Genomic DNA, 17,578 nt, shown 5'->3' on the forward strand with positions numbered 1-17,578 from the left:
ACTGATTCACGGGGTCGCGGACGTACGACTTTCGTTGACGGGCAGGTGTGCGCGGTGGGGCGGGCGGCGCGGGCGGCACACGTCGCGTACGAGCTCGGGCTGGCGATGCTGGTCTGTTCCGCCGCGACCGTCGCCGCCGCCGCGCCGGGGAATCTCACGCCGGCCCTCGTCTGGGCCGTCGGGCTCACCACGCTGGTGCTGATCCCGCTGCGCCTGCGTCATCCCGTCGCGGTGTTCGTGGCCGGTGCGGTGGTGGGGCTGTGCACCGGCGGGGAGAACAGCCTCGTGCTGCTGGTGTTGAGCGCCTCGGCCGGGTACCGCGCGGCGCGGTGGCGACCGCTGTGCGCGGCGTTCGGGTTCGGGTGGCTCTGCTGGGTCGTCGCGGCGTGGCTGTGGGAGGGGCGACCGGGGCCGATCGACCTGGTGGTGCTGAGCGCGCTGTTCGCGCTCTTCGGTGTCGTTCCGGCGATCGTCGGGCGCATGGTGCGCCGCCGGCGCGCGGTGGTCGCGTCGATGCATCGGCGGAACGTCGACCTGCACGGCCGGCAGGCGGAGGTCGCCCGTCGGGCACAGATCCGCGAACGTGCCCGCATCGCCCGGGACCTGCACGACTCGTTGGGTCACAAGCTCACGCTCATCTCGCTGTACACCGGCACCCTGCCGACCGCCGACGAGGAACAGCGTGCCGAGACCGCGGCACTGCTGCGCGAGGCGTCGACGTCGGCGATGGCCGAACTGCGGCAGATTCTCGGCATCCTCCGCGAGGACGACGACGGCGCCGGCCCGGTGGGCGGGCTCGACGACCTCGACGACCTCGCCGGCACCGCACGCGCGACCGGTGCCGACGTGCGGGTGACCCGGGACGGCGAGCCCCGGCCGCTGCCGGCGCTGACCACGCACGCGGCGTACCGCGTCGTCCAGGAGGGCCTGACGAACGCCCTGCGTCACGCGCACGGCGCCGCGGTGCGCGTGGTGCTGCGCTACGAGTCGAGCACGCTCACGGCCGAGGTCGTCAACGGCCGGGGCGATGAGCGCGCCGCGCAGTCGTCGGGGCAGGGGCTGTTCGGCCTCGCGGAGAGGGTTCGGCTGGCCGGCGGTTCGCTGTACCACGGGCCGACGCCGGAGGGCGGCTACCGCCTCGCGGCCATGCTGCCGTACCCGGACTCACGCACCGGTGCCGCCGACGAGCCCGCGCCGCAGCCCCCGCCGGGCGACAGCGGTGACTTCGCCGAACTCGTCGCGCGCGGCAAACGCCGTTCGCTCCTGGGACTCGCCGCCGCGGCGGTCGGCGCCGTGAGCGTGACGGTGCTGTGCGGCGTCGGCGTCGCGTTCCCGGAATGGATGGGCGCGGTGGACCCGGACACGTTCGAGGCGGTGCACCCGGGCGACACCGAGAAGACGGTCCGCGCGGCACTGCCGCCCGCGTCATGGGCGGAGACCGGCGCGGCGGGCGGATCACCCGTACCGGAGGGCGCCTCCTGCGTCGACTACTCGGCGGCGCTGCTGACACAGTTGCGCGAGGGTTCGCTGGTCTACCGCTTCTGCTTCCGCGACGGCGTGCTGGTGCACAAGCAGGCGTTCCAGGACGGGGGCAACGGAACATGACCGGACCGATCCGGGTGTTGATCGCCGACGACGACCGGCTGGTGCGCTCGGCGATCGGCCTGATCCTGCGGCCGATGCCCGACATCGACGTGGTGGCCGAGGCGGCGGACGGCAGGCAGGCGGTCGAACTGACCGTGCGACACCGGCCGGACGTGGCGTTGCTGGACATCCGGATGCCTGGACTCGACGGCCTCGGCGCGCTGCGCGAGATTCGCCGGCTCGCCTCGGCGACGGCCGTCATCGTGCTGACGACGTTCGGGGAGGACGCCTACGTCGCCGAGGCCCTCGGGGACGGCGCCGCCGGTTTCCTGCTGAAAGACTCGGCACCCGACGAACTGCCCGCGGCGGTGCGGGCGGTGGCGGCGGGCGACGCGTTCCTGTCCCCCGCGATCACCCGCCTGGTGCTCGCCCGACTGCCCGCACCGCCCACAGTGGACGGTGCCGCCGTCGCCGCGTTGAGCGCCCGCGAGCGGGAGGTGCTCGTCCTGCTGGGTCAGGGGCTGTCCAACGCCGAGATCGGCACGCGCCTGTTCGTCAGCGAGGGCACCGTGAAGACCCACATGTACCGGGTCTTCACGAAGCTCGGATGCGAGAGCCGGGTGCAGGCGGCGCTGCTGGCCCAACGCGCCGGCCTGCTCGACTGAGGTGGGGCACCCGTGGTTCCTGATCGGCTGCGCGCTCATGCCGATGTGGTACGAGATCGCTGAATGCCGCGCGCACGTCTGTCGCAAAGATGATGGGCCGTGCGGTGGGGCCGAAGCACTGTTCGGAGAACAGGTCCTGCAGGGTCCGCTGGGCGGCGGTGGCCATCCCTTCGGCGGGCTTGCCGTCGGGAAACACCCTTGCGCGTAGCTGAGGGCCCCACCCTCCGGCACAGGTGCCATTCGGCGGGTCGGCCAACATCACGGCCAGCGCTGTCACCAGTTCGTCGAGGTCCGCCCGGGCGATCACCGCGGGCAGCAGCTTGAACGGGAAGATCCGGCCGAAATACGGAAAGACCTGTTGGCACCACGCGGCGTCAGCCGGCGACGCCACCAGGTCGAGGAGGGCACGTGTCCCCTTCGGGTCGGTCGCGTGTGCCGGGGACAGGGCGGCGGCAGCGCGGACCACGAGGTCCGAGTCCTCGCGCAGCATCCGGAGGGTGTCGAATCCCCAAGCGGAAAGCGTCAGCACCGCCATGATCCGCGTGCGGCGGTCGGACGCCGACAGCGCGTGGCCGTGGAGTCGTATCGCGACCTGGGGGCGGTGGTGTTGCAGGTCAGGAGCATCGAGTAGGCAGGCTACGGTGCCTATCGCTGCGGAGACCACCGTGGGGTCGGGATCGGCGAGCTGGGCGGACGCAGCCCGGTACGCCCGGGGCCGCGCCGCGCGGCACGCGGCGACCTCGGCCTCTCCCCCGGAAGGGCCCCAGCGGTCGGACTCGGCCGCAGCGGTCATGACGGAGGTCAACCAGTCGAGCAGCGAGGCCCGCAGCGGCTGTGCCGGTGCGGACGAACCGAAAACAGGCCGCACCAGGGTGCCGGTGCGAGGGTGATCGAGTACCGCCGCGACGAACTCCACCGCGGCCGGCGTCGCGCTGTAGATGGTGTCCTGATGATGAACGACACCGAACAGGTCTCCGAGGGCATCGGCCTGAACCCTGGCGTCGTCGCTCAACAGCGACGCAAGGATCTGCGGGGTCTTCGGCACGTCCGTCATTCCGGCACACGCGTGCTCCAGAGCCGTCCAGTCGGTCCGGGCCAGAATGTCTTCGGGCAGCACCGCCGAAGTATGCACCTCGATGAGTCAGGTCCGACTCGTCGGGGGTTGACGAACTTCTAGGGTGGCGGGATGCGTGCCGCGTCGGGGTCCTTGTTCGGGTTGGCCTATGGGGATTCGTTGGGCAGGCCGACCGAGTTTCTGGATTACGGCTCGATCGTTGCCATCCACGGTGTGGCGGGTCCGCAGGAGTTGACCGGCGATCCGGCCCGGGTCACCGATGACACCCAGATGGCGCTGGCGGTCGGTGAGGCGCTGCTGGAGGCGCACACGTTCACCCCGGACGGCTTGGAGCCGGTCCTTCGCCGCCGGTTCGTCGAATGGCTGAAGAGTCCCGACAACACCCGTTCCCCCGGGATGACGTGCCTGCACGCCTGTGTCGCCTTGGCCGACGGGCTGCCATGGCTGGAGGCCACCCAGACCCGTTCCAAGGGATGCGGGGCGAACATGCGCGTCACTCCGGTAGGCCTCATGCCAGGGCTGAGCGAGGACCAGCGGGCCGCAACGGCGCAGCTTCAGGCCGCGCTGACCCACGGTCATCCCACCGCGCTCGCGGCCAGCGAACTCACCGCGTACGCCGTCCTCTTCCTGAACAGCGGCGTGGCACCGGCCGACCTGCTCGCGGCCCTGCGTGAACGCTGCGCCGAACAACGCACCACCTACCACCACGAGTGGCTCGGCACACTCTGGCGCCAGCCCGGCGTGTCCAGGCCGCAAACCTTCATGGCACACGGCTGGGACGAGTGCGCCGACGCCCTCGACCGGGTCGACCGGGCACTCGCAACCGGGCAGCACCAGGGCGACCCATGCCGGGCGACCGGCGCCGGATGGGTCGCCGAGGAGGCACTGGCCACCGCCCTCTACTGCTATCTGATATCGCCTGACGAGCCGGTCGCCGTCCTCGGCCGCGCCGCGACCACGTCCGGCGACTCCGACTCCATCGCCTGCCTGGCCGGCGCCTTCGCGGGGGCGTCTCTCGGCATGGACGCCTGGCCCGCCCACTGGCAGCACCAGATCGAGTACACCGAGCGCCTGTCCCGCATCGGCCGAGCGTGGGACTGACGACCGTCGCCGTGCCGTCGGCGGGCAGCCTCTCGCGCTCCGGGAACAGGACGTCCGTGGCGGCGATAGCAGCGGCCAGGTAGTTGGTCGGGCTTCCTCCTGGGGCACGCGCGGCAGTCGGGCGAGGTAGTTTGCTGCGACCCATACGATCGGCTCTTGTGGATCAGGCGGTTGAGCGGCGGGCGGCGCATCTGTTGCGGGGAGCGGGTGCGGGAGAGCGGGCGGGAATCCTTCAGGCGATGGGGCTCACGGAGGCGCTGGAGGCGCCGGCCGGGGAGCCGTCGGTCGGCTGGGTGCCGCTGTGGGCCGCCGGCAACCGGTCGGCGTTCCACCTGACGCTGCGCGGGCACGAGGGCCCCGTTCTGGCGGTGTCGGTGGGTGGTCGGGGTCTCGTCGCCAGCGGCGGTGCCGACCAGACGATCAGGCTGTGGAACGGGCGCACGGGCGTCCTGCTGTCGACGCTGACCGAGCACACCGGTGCCGTGGTGGCGTTGGCGATGAACGACCGGGTGCTGGCGAGCGCCGGCACCGATGGCACGCTGCGGCTGTGGAATCCGCAGAACGGTGCCGCCCTGCGCGTCATCCCGATGCCCGGCGGCGACCCGATCCGCCTGGTGCTGCTCCGCGACCTGGTGCTCGTCGCCTTCGACATGACGGTGGAGAGCTGGAACGTGGCCACGGGCGAGCACGTCACGAGCATCGAGCTCTACAACGACATGCCCGACGGCGACTTCGACGACGATCCGGTCGGCCTGGTCGCGGTTCCCGAGCTGGATCTGATCGCCACGATGGAGAGCGACTTCGACGGCGGCCGTGTGATCCACCTGCGCGACCCTACGACCGGAGCCGTCACCGCGACCTTGCCGTGGCCCGGCCCTTCCGACGATCCCGACCTCGACGACGCCGAACTCGTTCCGCCCCTCGTGGTTGCCGGGACCAGGATCGGCGCGACCACCGTCCTGCCGTCGATGGAGCACTACGAGCCCAACCGGTGGACAGGCGAAGCCTGGTGGGACGCCCGCACCGGCGACCTCGTCGTCAACCGGGAACTGGGCCGCAACCGCACGCTGTCCGCCGGCGGTCCCGCCGGGCGGGTCGCGATCCTCACCACCCGCGACCGTCGCTACCGCAGTGACGAGATCGTCAGCCCCGACATCCACATTGCGCAGGGCGCCGACCTGCACGGCCACGCCGGTCACGTGCATGCCGCCGCATTCGGGACCGTCGGTGACCGCACGGTGCTCGCGACCGCCGGTGCGGACGGTGACGTGCTGGTCTGGGACGCCGACGACGACCTGCGCACCAGCAACGACAGCGGGCCGGTCGCGTACGTCGCCGACCCGGACCGGCCGGTACTGGTGGCCGGCGTCAACAAGTTCACTCTGGCGGTGCGCGCCGCCGCCAGCGGTGCCGTCACGGGACACCTGCGCTGTCATGCCTATCCCGGCCAACCCGGTCACCACTGCCCGGACCTGGTGAACGCGTCCGGTCGGTACATGTCGCTGGGGCACTGCGGCTTCGCGGTGGCCGCAGGTGTCGTCGACGGCCGGTGGCTGGTGGCCAGCAGCGGCGACGGCACCGGCGTCCCCCTGTGGGACCCACGCACCGGCGAGGTGGTGCGGGTGATCGCGGAGAAGACGCCGGCCCGGGCACTCGCGTTCGACGGGCAGCTGCTGGCGACCGCGTCGTGGGTGTCGACCTCCAGCCCACAGGTGTGGGACGCATCGACCGGCGAACAGACGGTGGGCCTGGACTGGCCGGGCCGCATCGAGCGGACAGAGGCACTGGCGTTCGGCACGGCCGACGGGAGGCCGGTGCTCGCCGGCGCGACCCGCGGCGCGGTGACGGTGTGGGACCTGGCGAACGGCGCCCGGCTGGCCGATTTCGCCGCCGTGTCGAGCCGGCTGGCCGCCACCACGGACCGGCTCGCGATGACCGATGGCGAAAGAGTGTTACTGGCCGACCTCACGACCGGCCGCCGGACAGCGACGATCGAACCCGCCGACGGGGCGGTGACCGCAACGGCGTTCGTGACCAAAGGCCGGCTGGTCACCGGCACGGAACGGGGCACCGTGCGCGTGTGGGACACCAGCACCGCCCGCCCGCTTGCCACGCTAGCCACATTCGCCCGACCGGTGGCGGCACTGGCCACCGGCCACCTCGACGGGCTCCCGACCGTGTTCGCCCGCGCCACCACGGGCCGGCTGGTCGCGTGCCGGCTCACACACCACCTTCGCGACGGGTGATGTCCTAAGGTCCGCAGCATTCGCGAAACTGCCGAGGTATCGACAACAGGCCCGCCATTCATGTCACCGGCCCCGCTTGGCCGCGGTGGACCGCTCGCCGGCCGGCGCCGGCCGGCGAGCATGTGGGGGTCAGGGGACCGGGGTGATTGTGAACGACGTCGAGCCGGCCGCGTGTTCCACCTTCACCTTGTACTTCGACGTGACGCCCGCCTGGTCCTTCACTTCCGCGGTCGCCTCGACAGTTGCCGCGCCGTTGGCGTCCAGGGCTACGGTCATCCCGCCGATGACCTTCGGGATGACCATGAGCTTCGCCGGAGCGACGGGTGTGGCGACGACGGTGTCCGTCGCGTTGACCGCCCAGCAGTTGACCCACAGGCCGCCGGCCACGACCTCGGCCGTCACCTTCAGCCCGCGCTTACCCGCCAGCTGACAGGTGACCTTGTCGGCGGCGGGCGCGATCCCATCGGCCAGGGCAGATACATCGGTCGACCGGGTGAGCTCTGGTGTCTCGACCGGCAGGCACAACGCCGTCCGATGAACCGGTAGCGGACCCGCCGCGGCCGGAGCCGCGACGAGCCCGATAGCGAACAGTGTCCCGAGCAGCAGAATCATGGTGCGGACGAGGGTGGTGCGGGATCGGGCGTCAGGTCGCATCGTGCCTCCTGTGTTCGCGCTGTGCGGTGCCGCGTGGTGCGGCCCGCTACCGAACCGTTCGCGTTCGGCAGGCCGGTGGACGGTGATCGGCCTACCGCGGTTGCCGCCGTCGTGGTGCGGGTCGCGGCACGGTCCGCGCTCCGCACGCTCTGCGGCCGGTCTCGCGCGGCGCCGGCAGCCTGGTGTGCCGAAGAGTTCCGGCGCTCCCAGGCCCGCCCCTCTGGCCACCCCGATGATCGAGCCGGTCCGGCACGGTTGAGCGGGGCGGCGGCCTACGGGCGGAAGCCGGCTCGCTGCGCGATGAGCTCGGAGCGGACCAGCTCCAGTAGCCGCCCCACCCAGTTGCGACCCTTGGCGCGCCCGCTCCGGAAGGCCGAGCTGACGTTGTACTCGATGCGCGCGTCGCCGGTGCCGACCAGCACGTCGGCCAGCGTCGCGTGCTGGTCGAACTTGGCCCGCAGCACCGCGTGCATGGCGGTCAGGCGCAGGTCGGGCCAGTCCGGCCGCAACGGATACCGATTGGACGAAGCCGTACGCCGAGTCGATCTCGCGGTCAAATGAGGTCGATGCGTTCCTGTGCGATGGGGTAGCCGGCCTTCGCGAAGGTGGCGGCCATCGGAAGGTTGGTCTGGTCGGTGCCGGCGACGATACGGTCCGCGCCTTCGCCGGCCAGTTTGTGGGTGGCTTCGACGAGGAGGTCGTAGGCGTATCCGTTGCCGCGGTGTTCGGGTACCACCGCGATGTAGCCGATGAGGGGATCGCCGTAGTTGCGGCAGGGAACGCTCAGGCCGATGAGTTCGCCCGTGGGTGTGTAGGCCAGCCGCCACCACTCGCGCGGGCTGGGCATCCAGCGCAGGTAGTCCAGCTCTTCCTGAGCGGCGGCGTCCAGCCCGGACCGGGCGACGGTGCGTCGTGCGTGAGCGTCGAGGCTGCCCTGGTGAACGCGACGGAAGACGTCGAGAATCACCGTGTCGTCGGGCTCGGGGCGAAACTCGAGGCGGCCCGGGCGCGGTGGCACTCCGCATTCCGGTGTCCATCGGTACCGGTAGCGCTCGACGAGCGGAGACAGGCCCGCGGCCATAGCGGCGTCGATTCTGATCCGGGCCTGTTCCCGGACCGCTGGATCCGCGCGCCAGCCCGGTGGCAGCTTCAAGGAGTACTGGGCGCGTAGCGGCGAGGTGCGTAGTAGTCGCACCGCGGCGTCGAGGTCGGTGAAGTCGAACCAGTCCAGAGCTTGTGGCGCATCGTCTTCCGGTCCAGCCCACCAGGCGGCGCGGGCCACGACGACGCCGTTGCGCAGGGCCACCCAGGTCCACTCCGGGCGGTACTCCCCTGCGGCCGCCATCGCGAGGTAGGTGTCGCCGAAGGCGGCGAACCCCACCAGGCCCGGGTCGGGCAGGGATTCGAAGAGTTCTTCCTCGCCCGCGGCGAGAGGACGGATCACCAGATCGGTCATGTTTGGGGTCCTTCCGGGGAGCGATGGCTCCCGTTCAGACCCGCGACGCCCTCGCAACGGGGTGGGAGCACACGACAGTCATCCTGACCACGGTTCCCACCTCCTTCATTCCGTCGAGGGCGTCCAGAGAACCTACCAACAGGGCGAATCGACGACAACATCGCCCACCGTGGATCATCTACGCAAGGTCATCAGTTTGTTCCGCAGCTCCTCATATGAGCTCAGACCGGTCTCCGGTGCGATCTCTTCGAGCCAGATCCTGTCGAACTCCTGCTTGATCTCGTCAGGCACGCGATCTCTGGATTCGCCGACCCGTCCGTTCCGCACCTTGTGTAGACGCCCGTCCGGCGGAAGTCGCATTGCCGCACCGCGCGCCGTGCGGGTGAGGTGATCCTCAAACTTCTCCCTGTGCTCCCGCATGAACTCGATATCCGATTGCCTCAGCACGATCTCCCTCAGCTCATCGTCGAGCGGAATGCCGGCAAAGTGCGCAACCCTTTCGATCGTGCCCGGCAGGTCCGCTTTCATGTTCTCATAGCACAATGGCAGAACGTCCTCGTCCTCCCGGCGCCCCCAGAACGAGAGAATGTGCCTCCAGACATCGTGCATGCGAATGAAGTATCCCCGCGCGAACGCCTCGAGGCTGACCGATCCTTTCTCGAAGAACACACCTTCGAAGAAGTGGTACTCCGAGACGAGCGCATCACCCGGGTCGCGTAGGACGATGATGTATCTGCCACCCTTCGGCGCCTCGTCCAACGTGCTATGGGTCTTGAACGCACGCGGATGGGCAACCTGCGGCGCGTAAAGGTCGATACCCACGTCGTGTGCCATGTTTATCCACGGTACGACGCGGCAGATCTCGTCGAAATCCATCGAGCCACGCGTCCGCAAGCCGTGCACGATCTGCTGCATCCACGTCGTTCCACACTTCGGCGGGGTGACGATAAATACGTCCGTAGGATCAGGATTGAAGGCGAGACCCCGTTGCCACCCTTCCGGCGTCGCGAAGTTCTTCATCCGTTCGTTCATTTCTTCGACGGTTGTGGGACGCGAATATCTTTCCTCCTGATTCACCCTTCCTCACCTCCAGGGTCTTGTGCACGGATGCCACCACGAGCAGCGAATGTCCCTACGACTATCGCAGAGCTCGCTCAGGAACTACCGATGCTTTCGCCCGCCCCGGATGTCGTCGTTACGGGCAAGGTCGGCGCGGAGCTGAGTGCGGGTGCGCATCAGGATCCGGCCGAGCATGTTCCTACCGGTGCCGGTCCGGCCCCGTCCCCAGTAGTGGTCGGTGCCGGTGTCCTCCACGATCTCGGCGTCGCCCGTGTCCAGCAGGATCACGCGGATGTCGGCGTGTGCGGCGAACTTGGCCGCGACGGCCCGACGCATAACATCGTCCTTGACCCGCTCCCAGTCCCGCCGCAGCGGCCGGGACCGGTCACGGCCCAGTTCAGCGGCGCGCATCGGGCCGGCCGCCCGGCGGATCACGTCGGCGTGGCGGGTGCCGGCGAACTTCTGCGCCTGGAAGTAGTGCTCGGATGTCGGCCACCGGTGCCCGTCCAGGTCGAAATCGTGCGCGGAGAAGTTGGAGAAACAGCCGTACGGAACCTCGTCGGCGCCGTAGAAGTAGATCGTCACCATGGCCTCGCGGTAGAGAGCGGGGATCCACACGGTGCCACACAACGACGAGATGGCAACCGGTTTCGTCCTCGCCCGCGTACGTCGTCGACCCGGTTCGGATGGCCGAACTACGCTGGCCGCACCCAACCGACGGACAGGAGCAGTGGTGGGAGTTCCCTGGGGGGTCGAGCGATCCAGCAGCAAGTGGACCGGAAAGGACGAGTTCCTGGAGAAGTGGACGAGCTTCGCCGCGGCCGACCTGTGCAGCCGCTTCCGGATCCCGTACGACGACGACATCCACCTGTTCGTCCGCGAGGACGACGGCACGGTGACCGTCACCAGCCGCAGCGAACCCGACCTCCTCGCCGAGATCAGCTCACTGTCCACTCCGGACGGTTCCTACGCCATCTTCGGTCCGCTCACCGAAGCGTCGCTGTTCGTGCCCGACCACCGCAAGGACCGCTGGGTCACCCAGGACACGTGGCGCCACAGCGGCGGCAACATCGTGGTCGCCAGCCTCGACGCCCTGTACTGGATGAGTGAGCCCGATGTCATCGACCGCCCGATGGCCCGGGAACTGCACCTGGCCGGGCGGTTCGCCGAGGACTACGAACTGGTCGTCAGCATCAGCTTCTGAGCGACGTCACTGCGGGAGTGGATCGCGATGTTCGACGGCGCTGCCGGGCCACGAGTTCATGATCGGGTGTCGGCTACCACACCCACCGGATCACGGTGATCAGGCCGATGACGGCCAACGCCACGAACGCCAGTCCCGCCGCTGCCGCCAGCAGGCACGCGAGGCCCTCGGCCCAGGAGCCCGGATCCGATGTCGTGGGGCCCGTCTTCGTCCAGACCACCGGCGTAGACGTTTCCTGGTTCGCCAGTTCGATCAAATGCGCCAAGCGGTCGCTCGCTGTCGGACCAAGCTTCTCCGTCGGATCCGCTCCGATCCTCAACACCAGCAAGCGCGACCAGGCACTGGGATGCGCCTTCTCGAAGGCGGAGAGTTCGCGGTCGGTGACGTCCTCCGTGAGGAAGCCCCAACGTCCCGCCTCTACCAGATTGCCGATCTGCCGGTAGACCGCCGCGCGTTTGGCACGAAGCTCGAGGTCGTCCGGGTCGGCGGCGGCGAGGCTCGCCAAGCGCTGCAGCGCCGGGTGGTAGTGGCCGCGCCGTAGGTCGGCCTCAACCTTGGCCAGCACCCGGTCCTTCGCCACGACGATCATTGTCGACAGCCCACCGACCGGCCACCAACCCGTTTTCGAGCTGAGTCGACTCATGCGAACGCGTAGGCCCTCTTGACCACCGATTTACTCCTTTACTATGGTCCTAGGAAAGCAGTAAGGGGATACCGTGTTCGTCTTCCGGCTCGACACCCACTCCGGGGTACCGCCGTATCTGCAACTCGTCCAGCAGGTCCGCCAGGCGGTGCTGCTGGGCTTCCTGCAACCCGGTGACCGCCTCCCGCTCATCCGCGAGGTGGTCGAGGACCTGGCGATCAACCCCAACACCGTCGCCAAGGCGTACCGGCAGATGGAGCAGGAGAACCTGGTCACCGGCCGGCCCGGCCAGGGCACGTTCGTCAATGAACAGCAGTCCGCCGCGATGTCGGCGTCGACGTACACGTCGCTGCGCCGCGGCCTGGCGACCTGGCTGCGCCGCGCCTACGCGGCCGGCCTCGACGAGCAGGCGGTCAACGCGCTTTTTACTTCCGTCCACCAGCAGACGAGGAATGAGGACGTGGCGTGACAGCGACCGAGTTCGCGCTGCGCACCGACGGACTGGGCAAGCGGTACCGGAAGGGCTGGGCGCTGCGCGACTGCACCCTTGCCCTGCCGGCGGGCGGCGTGATCGCCCTGGTCGGGCCGAACGGCGCGGGCAAGACCACGCTGCTGCGCCTGATCGTCGGGTTGCTGGCACCGAGCACCGGCACGGTGGAGGTGCTCGGCCACGACGTCACCGCCAGCACCCCGCAAACCCTGTCCCGGGTCGGGTTCCTGGCCCAGGACCACCCGTTGTACAAGCGCTTCACCGTCGCCGAGATGCTCCGCTTCGGCCGGGCCTGCAACCTGCGGTTCGACCAGGGGCTGGCCGAGCGCCGGCTGGCGAAGCTCGGCATCCCGCTCGACCGCCGGGCCGGCACGCTCTCCGGCGGGCAGCAGGCACAGGTCGCGTTGGCTCTGGCCCTGGCGAAGCGGCCGGACCTGCTCGTCCTCGACGAGCCGGTGGCCAGCCTCGACCCGCTGGCCCGGCACGAGTTCCTGCAGGTCCTCATGGGCGCGGTGGCCGAAGGCGGGGTGACCGTCCTGTTCTCCTCGCACGTCGTGCACGAACTGGAGCGCGTCTGCGACCACCTGGTCGTGCTCAACCACGGCCGGGTTACGCTCACCGGTGACATCGACACCCTCCTCGCCGAGCACCGGCTGCTCGTCGGCCCGCGCACGACGACCGACCTCGACCGGGCCGGCACCGTCGTGGAGGCCGTCCACAGCGACCGGCACACCACCCTGCTGGTACGCGACGGCGCGATCCCGGCCGCGCCCGGGTGGCAGGCCCGGCCGATCGCGCTGGAGGACCTGGTGCTGGCGTACCTGCGCCGGCCGTTCGAGCCGAGCGCCGCGGCCACGTCGGGGGCGGCGGCATGACGTGGTTGATCTGGCGTCAGCACCGGACCGAGGTCTGCGTCCTGGGTCTGCTTGTCGGCATGTTCGGCGTTGCCCTGCTCGTGCTCGGGGAACAGGCCCACGCCCTGTTCCCCGGCGGTGCCGCCCGCTGCGCGGGAGAGACCGGCGTCTACGAGGCCTGCGTGGCCTCCTTCCGTCGGCTCGACGAGGAGTACGGGTTCATCGAGAACCTCCTGGCGGGCTTCTATCTGGTTCCCGTCGTCATCGGTGCGTTCCTCGGTGCGCCGCTGCTCGCGCGCGAACTGGAGGACGGCACCTGGCAGCTCGCCTGGACGCAGGCCGTCCCGCGGATGCGCTGGCTGGCGGCCAAGCTCGCGGCCCTGGCCGGTGTCACCGTCGCGCTCACCGGGATGTTCACCGCGGTGCTCACCTGGTTCCGTCAGCCGTTCGACGCGTGGGAGGGGCGGTTCCAGTACGACGCCTTCGACGTGGAGGGACTTGTTCCGGTGGCGTACGCGCTGTTCGCGTTCGGCGTCGCCACCGCCGCCGGGGCGATCCTGCGGCGCAGCCTGCCCGCGTTCGGCGTCGCGTTCGGGGCGTTCCTCGCCGTCCGGATGTCGGTGGCGATGTTGGCCCGTCCGGCGTACGCCACCCCGCTCACCGCCATGGAGCCGGTCCCCGTCGGCGGCCCGGAGGAGCAGGCGGGGCCCGTGCCCAGTTCCGCCGACTGGATGATCGAACACGGCTACGCGGACGCCACCGGGCGCAGGCTGAGCTGGGCCGAGTACTACGAGCTGGAGGCCACCGCCAACCGGGCCGGCACCAACCTCCACCAATTCCTGCACACGAAGGGCATCCAGGAGTTCACGGTCTACCACCCGGCCGACCGGTTCTGGACGTTCCAGCTCATCGAGGCGGCGCTGTTCGTCGCCGTCGCGGCGATCCTGATCGGTGTGGTGGTGTGGCGGGTACGGCGCCGGATGATCTGATGCCCTGACGAGTTGCCAGAACGATCCGCCGCGCCTCGGACACCGGATCAGCCCTCGAGCAACGAGCCGTCCGACCAGACGTCTTCATATCCGGGCGCCAGCAGAAAACGCCATCCGGCCGGCAGGGCGAGGTAGACCATCAACTCGGGCCGCTGATGCACGAGGTGCCGGAGGGGATGCCGCAGCCCGTTGATCGGCAGCTCCGTCCAGGACAATCCATCCCGACCGCGAGCATCTCGTCCGGTCCGACCGGGTCGGGCCGTTACGGCACGGTCCAGGACGGTTCCAGGTCGACCAGGTCGTGGGCGATCGCGTCGCCGCAGTCCGCGGCGTGCCGGTCGTGATCGGTGACAGTTCGCCAGCGGCTCAGGACGAGAAACTCCGTCGCGCCGTCCTGGGCGAACGCGCAACCGAGCATCCCGGGCGCCGCGGTCATAGCCGCATTCCGGGCCTCGACGAACTCAGCCCGACGATGCACCGGGACCCTGCAGTGGGCCAGTCTCAGCAGTTCGGCGGAACCGGTCGCGGCGAACAAGCCTGCGCCGACGTCGAGGCGATGTTCGAACAGCCGCACCTCGGTCCCGTGGTACGTGCCGGCCTGCCCGGCGGCGATCCCGTCGTGCGCACCGGCCATGAACGCCCGATAGCCGGCCTCGTCGGCCCAACCGCCGACGATGTGCGCCACCCCGTCGAACCGGCGACTCCAGCCTCCGCACTGCCCGATGAACCCCGCACAGCGGCGGGCCTCGACCCACCCCTGTTGCCCGCGATGGAACGCGGCCCGGTCACCGACCCGCACGACCACCCATTTGATCAACACGCCTCGACCGTAGCGCCGGGCGCACCGCTCCACGCCGCGATCGGGGCCTCGGCGGCACCGGCCGATCCGCAGGATTCGCCGTTCAGCGACCGCGCCGCAGGAACAGGGTCCACACGGCGTAGAGCAGGAGGGCGATACAGAACGCTACGCAGATCAGCCCGAAGGCCGTGCTGCCCTGGTACGGACGGGCCAGAATCGGATCGTCAGCCATCCCTGCGGCCCTCCGCTGCCACGGGCGCGCCCCGCCCGATGCGCGCGAGTGTACGACGACCCGGTCGCACCTGACGGCGGACCGGGAGACGAAAGCCGCCCCGTGCCGGCGGACCCGAGCGGCCCGCCGGTACGGGGTTCCGTCAGCTCGTGCGGGGCGAGAGCAGGTCCTCGAGCCCGACCCGGCGGTAGAACTCCGTCCGGACCCGGTCCCCCACGGCGTTGACGACCTCGGCCCCGTCGTCCGCGGGGTCGACGTGCACGCGGAACGGCCGGCGCCCCTTGGGCGTGGCGACCAGGTCGACCACGGCCCTGGCGACCTCCGCCGGGTCCTGGTCGTCGGGTGCGAGGGCGGCAAGCCGTTCGCCGATCTGGCCCATCAGGCCGGCGTACTCGGCTTCGTAGTCCGCGGCCACGGTGGAGTCCTCGGCGTGTCCGGCGTTGGCGAAGTGGTTGGTGCCGACGGTGAAGGAACCGGGCACCACGATCGCGGTGTCCACGCCGAACCGGGCCAGTTCGGCCGCGTAACTGACGGCGAGCGAGTCCATGCCGGCCTTGGCCGCGAAGTAGGGCGCGAGGTACGGCGGGGTGCCGCCCCGGGTGCTCGACGAACCGATCCACACGACCAGGCCGTCGCGCCGCGCCCGCATGTGGGGCAGCACCGCGCGGTTGACCCGCTGGGTCGACAGCACGTTGGTGTCGTAGGCCTGGGCCAGTTGCTCGGGGGTGAAGGCCTCGGTGGGCCCGAGCACCATGTGGCCGGCGTTGTGCACCAGCACGTCGATCCGGCCGGTCTCGTCGAGGACGGTGGCGACCGCACGGTCGATGGACCGCTGGTCGACCACGTCGAGTTCGACCGGGCGGAGGGTCACGCCGTGCTCGGTCGCGTAGGTGCGGGCGTCCTCGGCGGCCCGCTGGTTCCTGGTGTCGACGTGGCGCATGCCGGCGTACACGATGTGCCCGGCGTCGGCGAGGGCGCGCACGGTGAGGGCGCCGAAGCCGCTCGACGCGCCGGTGACGAGAACGGTCCTGTCGGTGGTGGTCATGTCGTTACCTCTCTTCGGTCGTGTGCTGTCGTCGGATGTCAGGCGATGCCGCCGTTGACGTAGAGCACCTGCCCGTTGACCCAGCGGGCCCGGCCGGCCAGGAACGCCACGGCGTCGGCGATGTCGGTGGGCACTCCCAGCCGTTCCAGGGGCGGCATGGCGGCCAGCCGGTCGATCGCCTCCTGCGGCTTCCCGTCGAGGAACAGCGGGGTCGCGGTGGGGCCGGGGGCGATGGCGTTGACCGTGATGTCGCGCCCGCGCAGTTCCTTGGCGAGGATCATGGTCATCGCGTCGACGGCGCCCTTGGTGGCGGCGTACGCCGCGTAGGTGGGCAGCGCCAGCTTCACCACGGTGCTGGAGAAGTTGATGATCGCGCCGCCGCTGCGCAGCCGCTTCACCGCCTCCTTCGCGACCACGAAGGTGCCGCGCACGTTCGTGCGGTGCATCCGGTCGAAGTCGTCGAGATCGAGTTCGGCCAGTGGCGACAGCAGCATGATCCCGGCGCTGTGCACCAGCACGTCGACGCCGCCGAGTTCCCGTTCGACCGCATCGAACATCGTGGCGACGGCGTCCTCGTCGGCGACGTCCGCGCCCACGACGAGCGCGGTGGCACCGGCGTCGCGAGCCGCGCGGGCGACGTCCTCCGCCTTGTCGCGACTGCCCGCGTAGTGCACCGCCACGGCGAAGCCGTCGGCGGCCAGGCGCTCGACGACAGCGGCGCCGATGCCGCCGGATCCGCCCGTGACGAGCGCGACGCGCGGAGCCGTCCCGGTGTCAGTGGAGATCGTCATGTCTTGCCCTCGCTCTCGATCGGGATCGCCGTGTTATGTACGCTGAGTTCATATAACCATAAATGAACGCACCGTTCAATAGGGAGTGTGTGACATGGCTCGCGGACGACGGCCCACGAACGAGGTCCGGCGCGACGTGCTGACGGCGGCCGGCCGGCTGCTGCTCGACGAGGGCATCCAGCGGTTCACCGTCGAACGGGTCGCCGCCGAGAGCGGCGCCAGCAAGGTGACGATCTACAAGCTCTGGCCGTCCAAGGGCGCGCTGGCGCTCGCGGGTTACTTCGCGACCGTCGAACAGGTGCTGGAGTTCCCCGACACCGGCGACCTCGAGCGCGACCTGCGGACCCAGTTGCACGCCTTCGTCGAACTCCTCACGACGACGAAGGCCGGCCCCGTCGTACGGGGACTCATCTCCGAGGCGCAGCGGGACCCCGTCCTCATGCGGGCCTACCTGGAGTCGTACTCCGGCCCACGGCGCCGGCTGGCCGTCGAGCGCCTGGAGGCGGCACGGGCCGCCGGCCAACTGGGCCCGGACGTCGACACCGAAGCGGTCGTGGACCAACTGTGGGGCGCGTGCTACCACCGGCTGCTGCTGCCCGACCAGCCGCTCGACACCGCGTTCGCCGACCGGCTGCTCGCCCACCTCTTCCGCGGGATCGGCCACCGCGGGCGCCGTCCGTAGGATCGTGAC

Annotated in this window: 21 protein-coding genes; 9 read left to right on the forward strand and 12 right to left on the reverse strand. The window is 70.2% G+C overall.

Features of this window, described 5'->3' with window-relative positions; genetic code table 11:
* Nucleotides 1–54 precede the first annotated feature (54 nt).
* Both Val02_RS15130 and Val02_RS15135 read left to right on the forward strand, forming a co-directional pair.
* Nucleotides 55–1,605, forward strand: a complete 1,551-nt coding sequence (locus Val02_RS15130) for a sensor histidine kinase (RefSeq protein ID WP_203899680.1) — start codon at nucleotides 55–57, stop codon at nucleotides 1,603–1,605.
* A complete protein-coding gene (locus tag Val02_RS15135) occupies nucleotides 1,602–2,249 on the forward strand; it encodes a response regulator (RefSeq protein WP_203899681.1) in 648 nt (215 codons plus the stop codon). The genes Val02_RS15130 and Val02_RS15135 overlap by 4 nt, the downstream gene beginning before the upstream one ends.
* Here the strand turns inward: Val02_RS15135 and Val02_RS15140 are convergent.
* Nucleotides 2,179–3,366: a hypothetical protein gene (locus Val02_RS15140; RefSeq protein WP_203899682.1), complete on the reverse strand. Its 1,188-nt coding sequence runs from the start codon at nucleotides 3,364–3,366 to the stop codon at nucleotides 2,179–2,181. The two genes, Val02_RS15135 and Val02_RS15140, sit on opposite strands and share 71 nt — an antisense overlap.
* A 69-nt stretch (nucleotides 3,367–3,435) precedes the next feature.
* Between Val02_RS15140 and Val02_RS15145 the strand changes: the two genes are divergently transcribed.
* Together Val02_RS15145 and Val02_RS15150 are read left to right on the forward strand one after the other, a co-directional pair.
* Nucleotides 3,436–4,425, forward strand: a complete 990-nt coding sequence (locus Val02_RS15145; RefSeq protein WP_203899683.1) for an ADP-ribosylglycohydrolase family protein — start codon at nucleotides 3,436–3,438, stop codon at nucleotides 4,423–4,425.
* 158 nt (nucleotides 4,426–4,583) lie between these two features.
* Nucleotides 4,584–6,671 carry a WD40 repeat domain-containing protein gene (locus Val02_RS15150; protein WP_203899684.1) on the forward strand — a complete coding sequence of 696 codons (2,088 nt, stop codon included), beginning with the start codon at nucleotides 4,584–4,586 and terminating at the stop codon, nucleotides 6,669–6,671.
* A 129-nt stretch (nucleotides 6,672–6,800) separates the two neighbouring features.
* Here Val02_RS15150 and Val02_RS15155 read toward each other — a convergent pair whose 3' ends face one another.
* The 5 genes from Val02_RS15155 to ybiA all read right to left on the reverse strand — a co-directional run bounded on the left by Val02_RS15155 (nucleotide 6,801) and on the right by ybiA (nucleotide 10,458).
* A complete protein-coding gene (locus Val02_RS15155; RefSeq protein WP_203899685.1) occupies nucleotides 6,801–7,283 on the reverse strand; it encodes a hypothetical protein in 483 nt (160 codons plus the stop codon).
* Nucleotides 7,284–7,597: 314 nt separating this feature from the next.
* On the reverse strand, nucleotides 7,598–7,834 hold the full coding sequence (locus Val02_RS15160) for an NADAR family protein (protein WP_203899686.1): 237 nt from the start codon (nucleotides 7,832–7,834) through the stop codon (nucleotides 7,598–7,600).
* 44 nt (nucleotides 7,835–7,878) lie between these two features.
* The gene (locus Val02_RS15165) at nucleotides 7,879–8,781 is read right to left on the reverse strand and encodes a GNAT family N-acetyltransferase (protein ID WP_203899687.1); all 903 of its coding nucleotides are present in this window, start codon (nucleotides 8,779–8,781) and stop codon (nucleotides 7,879–7,881) included.
* Nucleotides 8,782–8,955: 174 nt separating this feature from the next.
* A complete protein-coding gene (locus Val02_RS15170) occupies nucleotides 8,956–9,858 on the reverse strand; it encodes a sulfotransferase domain-containing protein (protein ID WP_203899688.1) in 903 nt (300 codons plus the stop codon).
* Between the two features lie 84 nt (nucleotides 9,859–9,942).
* Nucleotides 9,943–10,458, reverse strand: a complete 516-nt coding sequence (ybiA, locus tag Val02_RS15175; RefSeq protein ID WP_239152936.1) for a riboflavin biosynthesis intermediates N-glycosidase — start codon at nucleotides 10,456–10,458, stop codon at nucleotides 9,943–9,945.
* A gap of 115 nt (nucleotides 10,459–10,573) precedes the next feature.
* Between ybiA and Val02_RS15180 the strand changes: the two genes are divergently transcribed.
* On the forward strand, nucleotides 10,574–11,044 hold the full coding sequence (locus Val02_RS15180; protein ID WP_203899689.1) for a hypothetical protein: 471 nt from the start codon (nucleotides 10,574–10,576) through the stop codon (nucleotides 11,042–11,044).
* A gap of 73 nt (nucleotides 11,045–11,117) precedes the next feature.
* On the opposite strand, the gene Val02_RS15185 is transcribed toward Val02_RS15180, so the two are convergent.
* Nucleotides 11,118–11,633: a DUF6584 family protein gene (locus Val02_RS15185; protein ID WP_203899690.1), complete on the reverse strand. Its 516-nt coding sequence runs from the start codon at nucleotides 11,631–11,633 to the stop codon at nucleotides 11,118–11,120.
* Nucleotides 11,634–11,760: 127 nt separating this feature from the next.
* Between Val02_RS15185 and Val02_RS15190 the strand changes: the two genes are divergently transcribed.
* The 3 genes from Val02_RS15190 to Val02_RS15200 are packed head-to-tail and all read left to right on the forward strand — an operon-like array spanning nucleotide 11,761 to nucleotide 14,020.
* Nucleotides 11,761–12,156, forward strand: a complete 396-nt coding sequence (locus Val02_RS15190; protein WP_053656509.1) for a GntR family transcriptional regulator — start codon at nucleotides 11,761–11,763, stop codon at nucleotides 12,154–12,156.
* Complete coding sequence (locus Val02_RS15195; RefSeq protein ID WP_203899691.1) at nucleotides 12,153–13,052, forward strand: ABC transporter ATP-binding protein; 900 nt, start codon at nucleotides 12,153–12,155, stop codon at nucleotides 13,050–13,052. Before Val02_RS15190 ends, Val02_RS15195 begins: the two co-directional genes overlap by 4 nt.
* A complete protein-coding gene (locus Val02_RS15200; protein ID WP_203899692.1) occupies nucleotides 13,049–14,020 on the forward strand; it encodes an ABC-2 membrane transporter-related protein in 972 nt (323 codons plus the stop codon). The genes Val02_RS15195 and Val02_RS15200 overlap by 4 nt, the downstream gene beginning before the upstream one ends.
* Nucleotides 14,021–14,067: 47 nt before the next feature.
* Here Val02_RS15200 and Val02_RS15205 read toward each other — a convergent pair whose 3' ends face one another.
* The 5 genes from Val02_RS15205 to Val02_RS15220 all read right to left on the reverse strand — a co-directional run bounded on the left by Val02_RS15205 (nucleotide 14,068) and on the right by Val02_RS15220 (nucleotide 16,887).
* Nucleotides 14,068–14,235, reverse strand: a complete 168-nt coding sequence (locus Val02_RS15205) for an immunity protein Imm33 domain-containing protein (RefSeq protein ID WP_203899693.1) — start codon at nucleotides 14,233–14,235, stop codon at nucleotides 14,068–14,070.
* 47 nt (nucleotides 14,236–14,282) lie between these two features.
* Complete coding sequence (locus Val02_RS15210) at nucleotides 14,283–14,840, reverse strand: DUF4937 domain-containing protein (RefSeq protein WP_203899694.1); 558 nt, start codon at nucleotides 14,838–14,840, stop codon at nucleotides 14,283–14,285.
* Nucleotides 14,841–14,922: 82 nt separating this feature from the next.
* Nucleotides 14,923–15,051 carry a hypothetical protein gene (locus Val02_RS48200; RefSeq protein ID WP_275415576.1) on the reverse strand — a complete coding sequence of 43 codons (129 nt, stop codon included), beginning with the start codon at nucleotides 15,049–15,051 and terminating at the stop codon, nucleotides 14,923–14,925.
* A 142-nt stretch (nucleotides 15,052–15,193) separates the two neighbouring features.
* Entirely contained in the window at nucleotides 15,194–16,096 is a 903-nt protein-coding gene (locus tag Val02_RS15215) for an SDR family oxidoreductase (protein WP_203899695.1), read from the reverse strand.
* Between the two features lie 38 nt (nucleotides 16,097–16,134).
* Nucleotides 16,135–16,887 (reverse strand): SDR family oxidoreductase, encoded by a 753-nt coding sequence (locus Val02_RS15220; protein ID WP_203899696.1) that lies wholly within the window; start codon nucleotides 16,885–16,887, stop codon nucleotides 16,135–16,137.
* A gap of 94 nt (nucleotides 16,888–16,981) precedes the next feature.
* On the opposite strand from Val02_RS15220, the gene Val02_RS15225 reads away from it, so the two are divergent.
* Nucleotides 16,982–17,569, forward strand: a complete 588-nt coding sequence (locus Val02_RS15225) for a TetR/AcrR family transcriptional regulator (protein WP_203899697.1) — start codon at nucleotides 16,982–16,984, stop codon at nucleotides 17,567–17,569.
* Nucleotides 17,570–17,578: the final 9 nt, after the last annotated feature.

It is taken from the genome of Virgisporangium aliadipatigenens (genome assembly GCF_016863615.1).
In the GTDB taxonomy this organism is placed as follows: Bacteria; Actinomycetota; Actinomycetes; order Mycobacteriales; family Micromonosporaceae; genus Virgisporangium; species Virgisporangium aliadipatigenens.

Coding starts and splice junctions, on each gene's coding strand:
- Val02_RS15135 (WP_203899681.1), top strand. CDS start 1,602: ATGACCGGACCGATCCGGGTGTTGATCGCCGACGACGACCGGCTGGTG.
- Val02_RS15145 (WP_203899683.1), top strand. CDS start 3,436: ATGCGTGCCGCGTCGGGGTCCTTGTTCGGGTTGGCCTATGGGGATTCG.
- Val02_RS15155 (WP_203899685.1), bottom strand. CDS start 7,283: ATGATTCTGCTGCTCGGGACACTGTTCGCTATCGGGCTCGTCGCGGCT.
- Val02_RS15165 (WP_203899687.1), bottom strand. CDS start 8,781: ATGACCGATCTGGTGATCCGTCCTCTCGCCGCGGGCGAGGAAGAACTC.
- Val02_RS15185 (WP_203899690.1), bottom strand. CDS start 11,633: ATGATCGTCGTGGCGAAGGACCGGGTGCTGGCCAAGGTTGAGGCCGAC.
- Val02_RS15200 (WP_203899692.1), top strand. CDS start 13,049: ATGACGTGGTTGATCTGGCGTCAGCACCGGACCGAGGTCTGCGTCCTG.
- Val02_RS48200 (WP_275415576.1), bottom strand. CDS start 15,051: ATGGCTGACGATCCGATTCTGGCCCGTCCGTACCAGGGCAGCACGGCC.
- Val02_RS15215 (WP_203899695.1), bottom strand. CDS start 16,096: ATGACCACCACCGACAGGACCGTTCTCGTCACCGGCGCGTCGAGCGGC.
- Val02_RS15220 (WP_203899696.1), bottom strand. CDS start 16,887: ATGACGATCTCCACTGACACCGGGACGGCTCCGCGCGTCGCGCTCGTC.
- Val02_RS15225 (WP_203899697.1), top strand. CDS start 16,982: ATGGCTCGCGGACGACGGCCCACGAACGAGGTCCGGCGCGACGTGCTG.